The organism is Mesorhizobium sp. WSM4821 (assembly GCF_055901555.1).
Genome location: NZ_CM148371.1, coordinates 4,423,578 through 4,437,763, shown reverse-complemented (window position 1 = coordinate 4,437,763; position 14,186 = coordinate 4,423,578). Strand labels below are relative to the sequence as shown.

The following is a 14,186-nucleotide window of genomic DNA, read 5'->3' as shown; positions in this document are numbered from 1 at the left end:
TCAATCCACAGTGCCAAGTTTAGCTCAACACTCCACGATATTGACCGCCAGTCCGCCGAGGCTGGTTTCCTTGTATTTCTCGTTCATGTCGAGGCCGGTCTGGCGCATGGTCTCGATTGCGGCATCGAGCGGCACGAAATGAACGCCGTCGCCCTTGATGGCCAACGAAGCGGCAGTCACCGCCTTCACCGCGCCGAGTGCGTTGCGTTCGATGCAAGGCACCTGCACCAGTCCGCCGACCGGATCGCAGGTCATGCCGAGGTGATGTTCGAGCGCGATCTCGGCGGCGTTCTCGACCTGCTCGGGCGTGCCGCCCATGACGGCGCATAATCCCGCCGCCGCCATCGCCGAGGCCGAGCCGACCTCACCCTGGCAGCCCACTTCGGCACCCGAGATCGAGGCGTTCGTCTTGATGATGCCGCCGACCGCCGCCGCGGTCAGCAGGAAATCGCGGATGCTCGGCTGGTCGGCCTCGGGATGGAAATGCAGCCAGTAGCGCAGCACCGCGGGCAGCGTGCCCGCGGCACCATTGGTCGGCGCGGTGACAACGCGCCCGCCGGCGGCGTTTTCCTCGTTCACCGCCATGGCATAGATCGACAGCCAGTCATTGGCGAGCAGCGGGTTGGGCCGGTTCTGTTGCCATTGTTCCTGCAGCTTGTCATGCAATTGCCGCGCACGGCGGCGCACCTTCAAACCGCCCGGCATGATGCCGTCCTGCGACAGGCCGCGCTCGATGCAGCCGAGCATCGCCTGCCAGATCGCGTCGAGCCCCTCGTTGAGCTTCTCGCTCGGCATGTGGGTCTCTTCGTTCTCGCGCTTCATCTCGGCGATGGAGAGGCCGCTCTTCTTCGCCATCGCCAGCATCTCGACGGCGTTCCTGAAGGGATAGGGAACGCGGGTCGAAGACTTGTCCGGACCCTTGGCCTTCAGCCGCTGCAGCTCTTCCTCGGAAACCACGAAGCCGCCGCCGATCGAATAATAGATACGCTTCAACAGCAGCCGGTCGTCGGCATCGTAGGCGAAGAAAGCCATGCCATTGGCGTGGCCGGAAAGCGGCGTCTTGCGGTCCAATACCAGATCCGTCGCCGGGTCGAAGCAGTAGGAAGGATGGCCGGGCGGTGAAACCCGCTTGTCGGCAGCGATGCGGGCGCAGATTCCATCGGCCTGATCGGGGTCCACCGTCTGCGGCGTCTGGCCGGCAAGACCGAGCACCACCGCGCGGTCGCTGCCATGGCCGATGCCTGTATAGGCCAGCGAGCCGTGCAGGCTGGCGGCGATGCGGTCGACCTTGGCGCCGGCCGGGCGTGGCCAGTCGTCTCCCGCAACTTCGTCGAGAAAACGCCGCGCAGCCGTCATCGGTCCCATCGTGTGCGAACTCGATGGTCCGATGCCGATCTTGAACAGGTCGAAAACCGAAAGGAACACGCGCCGCTCTCTCCTATTGGAATTTACATATAGGAATTCTTGTGATGTTTCCGCTCTTTCAAAGATCGCGGCGCTGCACCTGCCGACCTTGTTTGCTCCGGCAGCGACATCGTTGCGTTCCGCCATCGAAGCGGCGCCACGGCTTGTGGTAAAAGGTCGTATGGGCGATTCCTTCCATTTGTCGACGGCAGACCTCGCGGCGCTGGCCTTCTTCCTCTTCGTATGGGTGCTGCATACGCTCGCCTCCGACGGAAAGTTGGTCAGCCGCATGTCGCTGACGACGGCGATGAACGCCCAGCGTGAAGCCTGGATGCGGACCATGGCCGAACGCGAGATCCGCATCGTCGACACCGCCATCATGGCAGGTCTTCAACAGGGAACCGCCTTCTTCGCCTCCAGTTCGCTGATTGCGATCGGCGGCTGTTTTGCCCTGCTCGGCGCCTCCGATCAGGTTCTTACAGTGCTGAGCGACCTGCCGCTCGGCGCGACATCATCCCGCTCCGCCTTTCAGATGAAGGTGTTCGGATTGGTGCTGATCCTTGCTTATTCCTTCTTCAAGTTCGGCTGGGCCTATCGGCTGTTCAACTATTGCTCGATCCTGATCGGCGCGGTCCCGATCCCGCATGGCGAGGCTTCACGCAATCCGGTTAGCGAGACGGCAGTATGGCGTGCGGCGCGTATGAACATGCTGGCCGGAAAGCATTTCAATTCGGGGCTGCGCGGCGTGTTCTTCTCGATCGGCTATCTCGGATGGTTTGTCGATCCAACGGTGTTCGTGCTGTCGACGCTGCTGTTGCTGGCGGTTCTGGTGCGTCGCCAGTTCTTCTCGGCAGCGCGGCAAGCCGTGATCGGTCAGCCGCCCGGATCAGCACCCGGTCCGGGGAAAGGCCCGTCGATGCGGCCCGACAGCCAGTAGGCAACGAGCCCGATCCATTCACGAGCCGCCGTGGTGGTGGTCTGCAGCGAAGCGACAGGATCGTCGCGGAACAGGCCGATGCGCTCCTTGCCCGGGGTTCGGTAGTCTACCGGCCACGGAACGGTTGGAAAGCCGGCCTTGTCGAACAACCCCTTGGCGCGCGGCATATGAAAAGCCGAGGTCACCAGCAGCCAGGTCTCGCCCGGTTTCGGGTTAACCAGTTCCCGGGCGAAGACGGCGTTCTCGTGGGTGTTGCGGGATTTGCTCTCGAGCGTCAGCCGGTCGGCTGTCACGCCTAGGGACATGAGCAGGCGCGGCGCCGCCGTCCCGTCACCCTCGTCGTCCAGCATCAGTCCGCTAGGGCCACCGGAGACGACCAGCTTCGCCATTGGAAAGCGCCGTGCAAGGATCGCGGCTTCCACGAAACGATCGCCGCCTCCGTTCAGCTCATAGCCGCCGCGCACCAGATTGACGGCGCCCTCCATGCCGCCTCCCAACACAACGATTCCGTCAACTTTTTCCGGCAGCGGCGGGCGCGGAAAACGCTCTTCCAACGGGTTGAGCATCATTGCGCCAAGTGGGGTCCAGGCCGACAGCCCCAGGATCAGGAAGGCGAGCAAACTGCCGGTGGCCGCCAGCCGCCGCCGGCCGACCATTGCCGCAAGCAGTCCGGCCAACAGCAGGATAATCGATAAATTCAGAGGCTGGACGAGGAGCCAGAATACCTTGGAAAGATAGTAGAACACTCCCTCACCCTTTCAGATGGGAGACGACACTACCACCACTTTTCCGGCTGGAACGTACCCGCCGCCTGTTCGATGACATGGGCGGTCTGGAACAAGGTTTCCTCGTCGAAGGGCCGGCCGATGAGCTGCAGGCCGAGCGGCAGGCCCTTGGCGTCAAGCCCCGCAGGCACGGCGATGCCCGGCAGCCCGGCCATGTTCACGGTCACCGTGAAGATGTCATTGAGGTACATCTTGACCGGGTCGGCGGCCATATCCTCGTCGGCGATGCCGAAGGCCGCCGACGGTGTCGCCGGCGTCAGGATGACGTCGACGCCCGCCGCGAATGCATTTTCGAAATCCCGCTTGATGAGATTGCGAACCTTCTGCGCCTGCAGATAGTAGGCATCGTAGTAGCCGGCGGAGAGCACGTAGGTGCCGATCATGATGCGGCGCTTGACCTCGCGGCCGAAACCGGCGGCGCGGGTCCTCTCGTACATGCCGACGATGTCCTTGCCCGGCACGCGCAATCCGTAGCGGACGCCGTCATAGCGGGCGAGGTTCGACGAAGCTTCGGCGGGCGCCACGATGTAATAGGCCGGCAGCGCATATTTGGTATGCGGAAGCGAAATGTCGACGATCTCCGCACCGGCGTCTCCGAGCCACGCAATGCCCTTCTGCCATAGCGCCTCGATCTCCTCGGGCATGCCGTCGACGCGATATTCCCTGGGGATGCCGACCTTCATGCCTTTGATCGACTTGCCGATCGCCGCCTCGTAGTCCGGCACCGGCCGGTCGACCGAGGTGGTGTCTTTCGGATCGACCGACGCCATGGATTTCAAGAGGATCGCGGCATCACGCACATCGCGTGCGATCGGTCCGGCCTGGTCGAGCGACGAAGCGAAGGCGACGATGCCCCAGCGCGAGCAGCGGCCGTAGGTCGGCTTGATGCCGACCGTGCCGGTGAAGGCGGCGGGCTGGCGGATCGAGCCGCCGGTGTCGGTGGCGGTAGCGCCGGCACAGAGAAAGGCGGAGACGGCGGAGGCCGAGCCGCCCGACGAACCGCCCGGCACGAGCTGGGCGTTGTCCAGCGTGCGCGTGGTCCTGGCGCCGCCGGCCGAGACGAAACCGCCGTCGCCCTGATGCGTGGTCGGCATCACCACCGTGTCGAGGCGCGAACGCCGCCACGGATTGACGACGGGGCCGTAGTAGGAGGTCTCGTTGGACGAGCCCATGGCGAATTCGTCCATGTTGAGCTTGCCAAGCATGACGGCGCCGTCGGCCCACAGATTGGTGGTGACGGTCGATTCGTAATGCGGCTTGAATCCATCCAGCACATGGCTGCAGGCCTGGGTGTGGACGCCTTTGGTGCCGAACAGGTCCTTGATACCGAGCGGAATCCCTTCGAGCGATCCGCCCTCGCCCTTCGCCAGCTTCGCGTCCGAGGCCTTGGCCATGTCGCGCGCCTTGTCATCGGTGACGACGACATAGGCGTTGAGAGCCGGATTGGCCCGCTCGATCGCCGACAGATAGGCATCGGTGATCTCGGTTGCCGTGATTTCCTTGGCGCGCAGCTTGGCGCGGGCCTGCGAAATCGTCAGATGGGTCAGGTCGTTCATCAGATAAGGCTCTTTTCGTAAAACACCGACCACTCGGAATCGGGATAGTCCAGCACCGGGCCGCAGCGCGAAAATCCGGCGCGCTCATAAACGGTCCACGCAGCCGGATGGCGGTCGCCCGTCTCCAGCACCAGGCGCTTCAGCCCTTCGCTGCGCGCCAGCGCCTCGACCCGCTCGACGATCTTCGCGCCGATCTTGCGGCCGCGATGCGAAGGCCGCGTGTACATGCGCTTGACCTCGCCAATGGTGCCATCGTGACGCTTCAGCGCGCCGCAACCTATGGCAAGGCCGTTGTCGCGAGCGATGAAGACAGTCGTTTCCTTGTCGGCCATCTGCTCGACGGTCATGTGGTAGCAGTGCTCCGGCGGCGTCAACTCCAGCAGCGTGTCGTTGAGCTCCTCGATCAGCCCGCGCACCTCATCCTGCAGCGGCGTCTCGATGGCGATCTCGATTGCCATCCGCCCGCTACTCCACGACCTTCGGAACGAGAAAGAAATTCTCTTCGGTCGCCGGCGCGTTGGCGACGATATCGGCGGCCTTGCTGCCATCGGTGACGACGTCCTGGCGCTTCTTCATCTCCATCGGAATCACCGAGGTCATCGGCTCGATGCCGGAAACGTCGACCTCGTTCAACTGCTCGACAAAGCCCAGAATGGCGTTCAACTCACCGGTCATGCGCTCGGCATCCTCCTCGCTCACCGCGATACGGGCGAGACGCGCGACGCGCTTCACAGTCTGAAGATCAACGGACATATTTGTTTGTGCCTCGGAAAAACCAGTCCGCGCTATAGCGGCGCGGCGTGTGCCGCGCAACATGCATCATGCCAAGAACCGGACCAGGAGGTCTATGGCAGAGCCACGCCGTCGCAAAGGAAATAGCTGCCGCCGTTGCCGCTCGGCTCGCTTTCCTCGCCCGCGGGCCGAACCGAAACCAGATCGATCTGCTTCGGGCTCATTTGCGTTACGGAGAGAACGTCCGGAAAGACGTGGCCCGGCTCCTGACATATGGCCGTCACCGCCCAGCTCGGCGAGAGCGTCGCCTTGGTGATTTGAAGGAACTCGCAATCGTATTCGACGCTTTGCAGACCGCGCGCCGACAGCACGATGTTGCCGGCTTCGATCACCGTATCCAGCGTGTCCTTCTTGGCCTGCGCACAGAGGTCCTCGGACTCGAGATAGACGCCTTCGATGAAGTCCTCCGCGGCGGGCGCCGGAGTGGCCACAGCCAGAATGGAAATACAAAGAAGGCCCCTCAAAATCATGCTCTCATTCCATTCTGGCGTCCACCTGGCGTCTTCTACAAGCTAATCGTCTCGCCGATCTTCGGCAATGCCCCGTTCACGCCCGATCCATCCATACCCGCCACGAACTTGTCGGCCGTCTGGTCGATGATCGGGAACGTGCCGAAGTGACTGGGGATGACGGTCTCGAACTGAAAGAAGCGCCGGCAGGCAAGGGCTGCCACCGCGCCACCCATGGTGAAACGGTCGCCGACCGGCACGATGCCGATCTTCGGTTCGTGCAATTCGTTGATCAGCGCCATGTCGGAAAAGATGTCGGTGTCGCCCATATGGTAGAGCGTCTTGTCTTCCGGAAAATGCAGGACGAGCCCGCCCGGATTGCCGAGATAGGTGTTCTGGCCATTGTCACCCGGGAACGACGATGAATGCAGCGCCTGGACGAAGGTGGTGGTGAAACCGCCGCAATCGACCGTGCCGCCGATATTGCCGGGATTGATCTTCTTGTCGCTGGCGCCCTTGCCGACCAGGTACATGCAGACCTCGAAATTGGCGACCAGCATGGCCCCGCTTTTCCCAAGGACTTCGAGCGCACCGCTGATGTGATCGCTATGGCCGTGGGTCAAAAGGACATGCGTGACCCCTTCCGCTGGTCCTTCCCAGCCGCCAGTCCACGAGGGGTTGCCTACCAGATAGGGATCGATGAGGATTTTCGCGTCAGCGGTTTCGATGCGGAATGCGGAATGTCCGTACCAGGTCAGTTTCATGAATGCTTTCCTCGATTTTTGCTTCGGCAAAGGATAGAACGCCAGCAGCAAAATTAAAGTGCCACAGCGTCCTTTGCGGGGTGCAGTCGAAGGAAAGCCGCTTGAGCATCATCACCATCGAAGAGTTGCCGGCGCGGCTCGGCGGCGGAAAGACGCTGGCCGGTCTCGACCTTGGCGACAAGACGATTGGCGTCGCGGTTTCCGACCGGGGCTTTGCCTTCGCCCACCCCCGCCCCGTCATCATGCGCAGGAAATTCTCGTTGGACGCCGCGGCGCTGCTCACCTTGCTGCAGAAGGAGAATGCCGGCGCCGTCGTGCTCGGCCTGCCGGTCAACATGGACGGGTCGGAGGGTCCGCGCGCCCAGAAATCCCGCGCTTTCGCCCGCAACATGGCTGGCGTGACCGAGCTGCCCTTCGTTTTGTGGGACGAGCGGCTGTCGACGGTAGCGGCCGAGCGGACATTGATCGAGATGGATTTTTCGCGCCGCAAACGCGCCGGCAAGATCGATTCGGCTGCTGCGGCCTTTATCCTGCAGGGCGTTCTCGACCGGCTTCAGGCGCTCGGCGTTGATGCCTGGTCGAAATAGCGGTCGCGCATTACCCTGATCCAGCCGCCGATCACGCGGCGGCGGCGAAACGCCCAAAACGCCAGGAGCAGCAGGCTGTCGACGAAGCAGGCCTTTGCCACCATGCCGGGAATGAGCGCTGGGTCAATGCCAAGCATGTCCCCATAGAGCTGGAAGACGAGGTCATGCAATTGGCGGCTCAGCATGACATAACCGAAATTGATGTCGTTGAGCGACAGGAAGAACCAGCCCCAGAATAGAGCGAGCGGAGCGGCCCACAGTGCGAACAAGGTGCGCATCAGCGGCCATCCCTCAAGTTCGTGTCCGGCCGCCCGGAAATTCGGGAGAGCGACGAATTGTGTGCCGCCGCCTGCGCCATCACATGCGCGGCGGCACGGATTTCGCCCGTGCCGGGAGCCGCTGCGGCAGAGACCGACCGCTGCTCCGCGTGCATGACGACATAGGAAGCCAGCAATGCCGCCAGTTGCACCGCGACAGCCATGAACAGCCCGTTGACGCCTTGCGCCGCGCCGCCGACAACGATCAGCGACAGCACGCCGGAGGCGCAGATGAAGGCGATCCGCGTGACGCTGTCTTCTGGATTTGCCCGGTCGCTGGTCAGCGTTTCGATTAAGGCCCAGCAGAACAGCACCGAGACGACAAGCAGCGCTACGGCAAGCGGCGCCACGACGATGGCGTTCTCGAGGTCGGAGAAGCGGGTGTTCTGGACGGCGACGCCGAGCAAGCCAAGCGCCGCCGCGACGCCACGATTTCCGTCGATGCAGATGAACGCCAGCAGGGCGAAAACGACCGCCCAGTGCAAGGTCAGAAAGGAGCTCAATATGTGCCGCATGGCTTTCCTGCTTCGGTAGACAGGACAGTGGGCTTTACGACCTGTCACCGCAATGGAAACCATTTGTTAAGGTTAACGGTCGTCCACAGTGGCACGAAGTCCGAGGCGAAACCTCGCGGACGACCTTAGGCCAAAAGGCTGGACGCGTCCGGGTCTGTCTGATTCAGTAGACGGATACCGTCGCCATGAGCGTTGCCGATGATTGATGATCCAGAGAAAACTGATCGACTTGTTGCAGAGCTGGAGGCGTCACTCCCCATCGAAACCAGACTATCTCAGACCCTCAAGGGAGCCTGAGCAAGCAATCTCCGGATCTCGCGATTCCCGATAGCTGTCACGTGACACGCATTTTCTACGCCGGAGAAGAAGGGGGAATCATGTGCGGGTTGGACATCGGGGCCGACACCAAAGGCCAATGCATTATCTCCATCACGATCTCACCTTCCCCAGACGTATACCGTTGTTCCGGCAGATCGACGCCTATCAACGCCACCGTATCAAGAAGCTCAAACAGCAAGACGGCCACGACTATTGATCTTTATGCCGACCGGTGGCCAAGCACCCAGTTCTCCACATCTGGGACGGTTACAGTGCATCTGATCCTCAGGTGACCGGCGGATAGAGAGTGTCGATGATCATGCGCGCGTCATGGCGTGAATCGAGCATGCCGTATGTGTTGCGCCACTGGCCGGCGAGACGCGTCTCGACGAAGGCGTCGGCGATCCGCCCTGCCCCCAGCCTGCGAAGCTCCGCTGCCGCTGCCGACAGTGCCAGCTGTTCGGTGAGCAGACGGGCCGACCCCTCGTCGGTCGCCGCGACCTGCATTGCCGCCTTGAGCACGCCGATGGTGCCGCGTCCACCGGCGCCGAGATCGCGATCGATGCCAGCCAGCACCTCCTCGAACAGGCCGGGCGCACGCCCCAGCACACGCAGCACGTCGAGCGCCATCACGTTGCCGGATCCCTCCCAGATCGCGTTGACCGGAGCTTCGCGATAGTAGCGGGCGAGCGGCGCCTCCTCGACATAGCCATTGCCGCCGAGGCACTCCATCGCCTCGTAGAGCAGCGGCGGCGAGATCTTGCAAACCCAGTATTTGACGACCGGCGTCATGGCGCGAGCGAAGGCCGCCTCGCCGCGGTCGCTCGCCGCTTCGTCGAATGAGCGCGCCAGCCGGAACGACAATGCGGTGGCGGCGGCGACATCGAGCGCCATGTCGGCCAGCACGCGCTGCATCAGCGGCTGCTCGATCAGATTCGCTCCGAACACCTGCCGGTGACGGGTGTGGTGGACGGCCTCGGCCAGCCCTGCACGCATGATCGCCGACGAGGCGATCGCGCAGTCGAGCCGGGTCAGCGTCACCATGTCCATGATCGTCTTGACGCCCGCCCCGGGCTCTCCGACCATCTCGCCGATGGCGTTGACGAACTCCACTTCGGACGAGGCGTTGGAGCGGTTGCCGAGTTTGTCCTTCAGCCGCTGGAAGCGAAAGCCGTTGCTCGAGCCATCGCCGAGAATGCGGGGAACGAGAAAGCACGAAAGCCCTTCCGGCGCCTGTCCAAGCACCAGGAACGCGTCCGACATCGGCGCCGACATGAACCATTTGTGGCCGGTCAGGCGATAGAAGCCGCTGCCGACGCGCTCGGCCTTGGTGACGTTGGCACGGACGTCGGTGCCGCCTTGCTTCTCGGTCATGCCCATGCCGAGCGTCAGCCCGGCCTTTTCGACCGGCGGCTTCTGGCTCTGGTCGTACTTGCGTGTCGTCACACGCGGCGCCCATTCGCGAAAAAGTTTTGGGTTCGCCATCAGCGCTGCCAGCGACGCGCTGGTCATGGTGATGGGACAGAGATGTCCGGTTTCGAGCTCGGCCGTCAGATAGAAACGGGCGGCGCGGACCTGATGACGGCGGCCAATCTCGGCGTCGCCATTTTCCCAGACCGACGAATGCAGCCCGTTCGCCATCGAGCGGCGCATCAGCGCATGATAGGCAGGGTGGAACTCGACCAGATCGATGCGCCGGCCCTGGCGGTCATGGGTCCTGAGCTTTGGCGTCTCGACATTGGCGAGGCGGGCCAGTTCCTGCGCCTCGTGCGTCAGCACGAAACGGCCAAGCCCATCGAGATCCTTGCGCACGGGATCGGAGAAGCGTTCGGCAAGCTGGATCAGCAACGGATCGCCCCGCCAGGCGTTGCCGCCTGCCAGCGGCGGCGGCTGGTTCGTCACGTCGTCGGTCACGCATTGTCCTTATCATCACAAGGCCACGAATCCGAAGCCATCGGCGGTTTATAACCCAAGCGTTGCTGCGCGCGCGACGAAAATACCGGGGAGAAATGCCGCAATCCAAAGCTGGTGCTTGCAGCCAAAGGTCCTCCACCCTATAGCAGCGCCTTGAGATGACCGACGCTTCGTCCCTGCCACTATATCCCCACAGCCACCTTCTGGGCATCCGCGATCTTTCCCCCGCCGATATCGAGCTTTTGCTGGACAGGGCCGATCGGGCGGTCGCCATCTCGCGGCAGTCGGAGAAGAAGACCTCGACGCTGCGCGGCCGCACCCAGATCAACCTCTTCTACGAAGCCTCGACCCGCACGCAGTCGTCGTTCGAGCTTGCCGGAAAGCGGCTCGGCGCCGACGTCATGAACATGTCGGTGGCAAGCTCTTCGGTGAAGAAGGGCGAGACGCTGATCGACACAGCGATGACGTTGAACGCCATGCGCCCCGACATATTGATCATCCGCCACCAGTCGGCGGGTGCTGCGGCACTGCTGGCGCAAAAGGTCGGCTGCTCGGTGATCAATGCCGGCGACGGCGCCCATGAGCACCCGACGCAGGCGCTGCTCGACGCGCTGACCATCCGCCGAGCCAAGGGCCCACTGTCGAAGCTGATCGTGGCGATCTGCGGCGACATTCTGCATTCGCGCGTGGCGCGCTCCAACATCATGTTGCTCAACGCGCTCGGCGCCCAGATCCGTGTCGTGGCGCCGTCGACGCTTCTGCCCGCCGGCATCGAGAAAATGGGCGTGATCGTTACCCGCTCGATGGCCGAAGGCCTCAATGACGCGGATGTGGTGATGATGCTGCGCCTGCAGCGCGAGCGGATGGAAGGCGCCTTCGTACCTTCGGTGCGCGAGTATTTCCGCTATTTCGGCCTCGATGCCGAGAAGCTGAAGGCGGCCAAGGACGACGCCCTGGTCATGCATCCCGGCCCGATGAACCGCGGCGTCGAGATCGCCTCGGAAATTGCCGACGGTCCGCAGAGCGTCATCCAGGAGCAGGTGGAGATGGGCGTCGCCGTGCGCATGGCGGTGATGGAAGCGCTGCTCGACCCCCGTCGCAACCATGAGGGCCGCGGCACATGAGCACGACGGTCTTCAGCCAGGCCCGGATCGTCGACCCGTCGCGCGGCATCGATGAGGTCGGCACGGTCATCGTCGAGGGCCGCAAGATCGTCGCTGCCGGCAAGGCGGCCCTGAATCAGGGCGCTCCGCAAGATGCTACGATCATCGATTGCGCCGGCAAGGCTGTTCTCCCCGGCCTGATCGATGCGCGCGTCTTCATCGGCGAGCCCGGCGGCGAACACCGCGAAACCATCGCTTCGGCCAGCGTGGCGGCGGCTGCCGGCGGCGTCACCTCGATCGTCATGATGCCCGACACCGATCCGGTGATCGACAATGTCGCGCTGGTCGAGTTCGTGCTGCGCACCGCCAAGGACACGGCCATCGTCAACATCTTTCCGGCTGCGGCGATCACCAAGGGCCTCGAAGGCCGCGAGATGACCGAATTCGGCTTGCTGCGCGAGGCCGGCGCGGTCACGTTCACCGACGGGCGGCGCACCATATCAAGCGCATTGGTGATCCGCCGCGCGCTGACCTATGCGCGCGATTTCGGCGGTGTGATCGCGCATGAAACCCAGGACGCCGACCTCGCTTCGTCCGGCGTCATGAATGAAGGCCTCTATGCAAGCTGGCTCGGCCTTGCCGGCATTCCGCGCGAGGCCGAGTCCATCCCGCTGGAGCGCGATCTTGCGCTGGCGCGGCTGACCGGCGGCGCCTATCACGCGGCCAAAATCTCGACGGCGATGGCGGCAAACGCTGTGACCCGGGCAAAGGCCGACGGCGCCAATGTCACGTCAGGCGTGTCGATCCACAATCTGTCGCTCAACGAGAACGATGTCGGTGAATACCGCACCTTCTTCCGCCTGACGCCGCCGCTGCGCGCCGAGGAAGACCGGCTGGCGATGATCGAGGCGGTCAAGGACGGCACGATCGACATCATCGTCTCCTCGCACGACCCGCAGGACGTCGACACCAAGCGGCTGCCCTTCGCCGACGCGGCGGCCGGGGCCATCGGGCTGGAGACGCTGCTGGGCGCGGCACTGCGGCTCTATCACAATGGCGATGTGACGCTGCTTAGATTGGTCGAGACGTTGTCCACCGCACCGGCAAGGCTGTTCGGTCTGCCCGGCGGGACGCTGAAACCTGGCGCTGTCGCCGATCTTGCGCTGGTCGATCTGGACGAGCCATGGATCGTCAGTGAAAGCGGCATCCGTTCGCGCTCGAAAAACACCTGTTTCGAAGGCGCGCGGCTGCAGGGCAAGGTCTTGCAAACGATGGTGGCGGGCCGCACAGTGTTTTCGGCCTAGACCATTTTGCAGCGAAGTGGAAACACTTGGCGTTGCTAAAACGCGGCTAAAACGAAAAGATGGAGCGCGATGCCCGGTTCAATTTGAACGCATCCCGCTCGAGGGGCCTATCCGGGGGAACAATGGCTTACGGCATCTTCTTGGCGCTGGTGTTCGGCTATCTGCTCGGCTCGATCCCGTTCGGACTCCTGATCACTCGCGCCGCCGGCCTTGGCGACGTCCGCAACATCGGCTCCGGCAACATCGGCGCCACCAACGTGCTGCGCACCGGCAACAAGGGCTTAGCCGCCGCCACGCTGCTGCTCGACGCGCTGAAAGGCACGGCGGCCGTGCTGATCGCCGGCAGCTTTGCACCGGAGCTCGGGCCTTGGGCCGGCCTCGGCGCCTTTTTCGGTCATCTCTTTCCGGTCTGGCTCGGCTTCAAGGGCGGCAAAGGGGTCGCCACCTACCTCGGCGTGCTGATCGGCCTTGCCTGGCAGGTGGCGCTGATCTTCGCCGTCGTCTGGCTGGCCGTCGCTTTTCTGTTCCGCTACTCCTCACTGGCGGCCCTGACGGCTGCGGTCGTGGTACCGATCGCGCTCTATGTCCTCAGCACGCCGCAGATTGCCGGGCTGTTCGCGTTGATGAGCCTGATCGTCATCATAAAACACCGGGCCAACATTGCCCGGCTGTTGGCCGGCACCGAGGGCAAGATCGGAGCCAAGGAGTGAGCCAGCGCGCCGCCGGGCCTCGCCTCAGCGACCGGCAGCGGTTGAGTTGGCTCCGTTTGATCCGCATCCCGAATGTCGGCCCGGCCACCTTTCGCGACCTGATCAACCGCTTCGGCTCGGCTGAGACGGCGCTCGAGATGCTGCCCGAACTGATGGTTTCGGGCCGCGCCAGAAAGATCGTCCGCATCCCGTCGATTGCCGAGGCCGAGGCGGAAGTGGAGACAGCCCGGCGCGCCGGTGCCCGCTTCGTCGGCATCGGCGAGGCCGACTATCCATCATTGATGAAAGCATGGACCACCCGCCGCCTCTGCTCGCGGTCAAGGGCGAAGGCGCGGTGTTCCGGCTGCCGGCTGCTGCCATCGTCGGCGCCCGCAACGCCTCGCTGGCCGGTATCAAGATGGCACGGACGCTCGCCGCCGAACTCGGCCGCGTAGGCTACGGCATCGTCTCCGGCCTGGCGCGCGGCATCGACACGGCCGCGCATCAGGGTGCGTCAGGCACGATCGGTGTGCTGGCAGGCGGCCTCGACCTAGAGCCGACCGACTTTTCGGCAACGCCGCCGCCCCGAAATCATCCGCCACACGGGCCTGCATCCCGCCCAGGCTTTCATGGTGCTTTTGGAGCTCGACCTGGCCGGACGGCTGGAGCGGCATGCGGGCGGGAATGTGTCGCTGATTTTTGGGGAATTCTGAGCGGCCCGAGACATAGGTGACGATTTGTACCGGACACAT

General features: G+C 63.6%; 15 protein-coding genes and 1 pseudogene. 6 read left to right on the top strand and 10 right to left on the bottom strand.

The features are described 5' to 3' along the window. Positions 1 to 24: 24 nt before the first annotated feature. Positions 25 to 1,425 carry an L-serine ammonia-lyase gene (locus AC0NID_RS21510; protein WP_474033325.1) on the bottom strand — a complete coding sequence of 467 codons (1,401 nt, stop codon included), beginning with the start codon at positions 1,423 to 1,425 and terminating at the stop codon, positions 25 to 27. 160 nt (positions 1,426 to 1,585) lie between these two features. Here AC0NID_RS21510 and AC0NID_RS21505 point away from each other — a divergent pair, with 160 nt between their 5' ends. Then, on the top strand, positions 1,586 to 2,341 hold the full coding sequence (locus AC0NID_RS21505; RefSeq protein WP_473459405.1) for a DUF599 domain-containing protein: 756 nt from the start codon (positions 1,586 to 1,588) through the stop codon (positions 2,339 to 2,341). On the opposite strand, the gene AC0NID_RS21500 is transcribed toward AC0NID_RS21505, so the two are convergent. The 6 genes from AC0NID_RS21500 to AC0NID_RS21475 all read right to left on the bottom strand — a co-directional run bounded on the left by AC0NID_RS21500 (position 2,278) and on the right by AC0NID_RS21475 (position 6,687). Next, positions 2,278 to 3,087, bottom strand: coding sequence for a YdcF family protein (locus AC0NID_RS21500; protein ID WP_473459404.1), 810 nt, complete (start codon positions 3,085 to 3,087; stop codon positions 2,278 to 2,280). The genes AC0NID_RS21505 and AC0NID_RS21500 overlap by 64 nt on opposite strands. A 29-nt stretch (positions 3,088 to 3,116) precedes the next feature. Then, the gene (locus AC0NID_RS21495) at positions 3,117 to 4,682 is read right to left on the bottom strand and encodes an amidase (protein ID WP_473459402.1); all 1,566 of its coding nucleotides are present in this window, start codon (positions 4,680 to 4,682) and stop codon (positions 3,117 to 3,119) included. Further along, positions 4,682 to 5,140 carry a GNAT family N-acetyltransferase gene (locus AC0NID_RS21490; RefSeq protein WP_473459400.1) on the bottom strand — a complete coding sequence of 153 codons (459 nt, stop codon included), beginning with the start codon at positions 5,138 to 5,140 and terminating at the stop codon, positions 4,682 to 4,684. Before AC0NID_RS21490 ends, AC0NID_RS21495 begins: the two co-directional genes overlap by 1 nt. A gap of 7 nt (positions 5,141 to 5,147) precedes the next feature. Continuing rightward, complete coding sequence (gatC, locus tag AC0NID_RS21485) at positions 5,148 to 5,435, bottom strand: Asp-tRNA(Asn)/Glu-tRNA(Gln) amidotransferase subunit GatC (protein WP_473459398.1); 288 nt, start codon at positions 5,433 to 5,435, stop codon at positions 5,148 to 5,150. A gap of 92 nt (positions 5,436 to 5,527) precedes the next feature. After that, on the bottom strand, positions 5,528 to 5,944 hold the full coding sequence (locus tag AC0NID_RS21480; protein WP_473459396.1) for a hypothetical protein: 417 nt from the start codon (positions 5,942 to 5,944) through the stop codon (positions 5,528 to 5,530). 35 nt (positions 5,945 to 5,979) lie between these two features. Beyond that, positions 5,980 to 6,687 (bottom strand): metal-dependent hydrolase, encoded by a 708-nt coding sequence (locus AC0NID_RS21475; protein WP_473459394.1) that lies wholly within the window; start codon positions 6,685 to 6,687, stop codon positions 5,980 to 5,982. 101 nt (positions 6,688 to 6,788) lie between these two features. On the opposite strand from AC0NID_RS21475, the gene ruvX reads away from it, so the two are divergent. Next, complete coding sequence (gene ruvX, locus AC0NID_RS21470; protein ID WP_473459392.1) at positions 6,789 to 7,274, top strand: Holliday junction resolvase RuvX; 486 nt, start codon at positions 6,789 to 6,791, stop codon at positions 7,272 to 7,274. Here the strand turns inward: ruvX and AC0NID_RS21465 are convergent. The 3 genes from AC0NID_RS21465 to AC0NID_RS21455 all read right to left on the bottom strand — a co-directional run bounded on the left by AC0NID_RS21465 (position 7,241) and on the right by AC0NID_RS21455 (position 10,338). Beyond that, positions 7,241 to 7,552: a DUF6105 family protein gene (locus tag AC0NID_RS21465; protein ID WP_473459390.1), complete on the bottom strand. Its 312-nt coding sequence runs from the start codon at positions 7,550 to 7,552 to the stop codon at positions 7,241 to 7,243. The genes ruvX and AC0NID_RS21465 overlap by 34 nt on opposite strands. Further along, positions 7,552 to 8,106 carry a hypothetical protein gene (locus AC0NID_RS21460; RefSeq protein ID WP_473459388.1) on the bottom strand — a complete coding sequence of 185 codons (555 nt, stop codon included), beginning with the start codon at positions 8,104 to 8,106 and terminating at the stop codon, positions 7,552 to 7,554. The genes AC0NID_RS21465 and AC0NID_RS21460 overlap by 1 nt, the downstream gene beginning before the upstream one ends. Before the next feature lie 603 nt (positions 8,107 to 8,709). Beyond that, complete coding sequence (locus tag AC0NID_RS21455; protein ID WP_473459386.1) at positions 8,710 to 10,338, bottom strand: DNA alkylation response protein; 1,629 nt, start codon at positions 10,336 to 10,338, stop codon at positions 8,710 to 8,712. Positions 10,339 to 10,496: 158 nt separating this feature from the next. On the opposite strand from AC0NID_RS21455, the gene AC0NID_RS21450 reads away from it, so the two are divergent. The 4 genes and pseudogenes from AC0NID_RS21450 to AC0NID_RS21435 all read left to right on the top strand — a co-directional run bounded on the left by AC0NID_RS21450 (position 10,497) and on the right by AC0NID_RS21435 (position 14,147). After that, positions 10,497 to 11,462: an aspartate carbamoyltransferase catalytic subunit gene (locus tag AC0NID_RS21450; protein WP_473459384.1), complete on the top strand. Its 966-nt coding sequence runs from the start codon at positions 10,497 to 10,499 to the stop codon at positions 11,460 to 11,462. Further along, entirely contained in the window at positions 11,459 to 12,745 is a 1,287-nt protein-coding gene (locus AC0NID_RS21445; RefSeq protein ID WP_473459382.1) for a dihydroorotase, read from the top strand. Before AC0NID_RS21450 ends, AC0NID_RS21445 begins: the two co-directional genes overlap by 4 nt. A 122-nt stretch (positions 12,746 to 12,867) precedes the next feature. Next, the gene (plsY, locus tag AC0NID_RS21440; RefSeq protein WP_473459380.1) at positions 12,868 to 13,455 is read left to right on the top strand and encodes a glycerol-3-phosphate 1-O-acyltransferase PlsY; all 588 of its coding nucleotides are present in this window, start codon (positions 12,868 to 12,870) and stop codon (positions 13,453 to 13,455) included. Beyond that, positions 13,452 to 14,147, top strand: a pseudogene (locus tag AC0NID_RS21435) (DNA-processing protein DprA). Before plsY ends, AC0NID_RS21435 begins: the two are co-directional and overlap by 4 nt. The last annotated feature ends 39 nt before the right edge of the window (positions 14,148 to 14,186 follow it).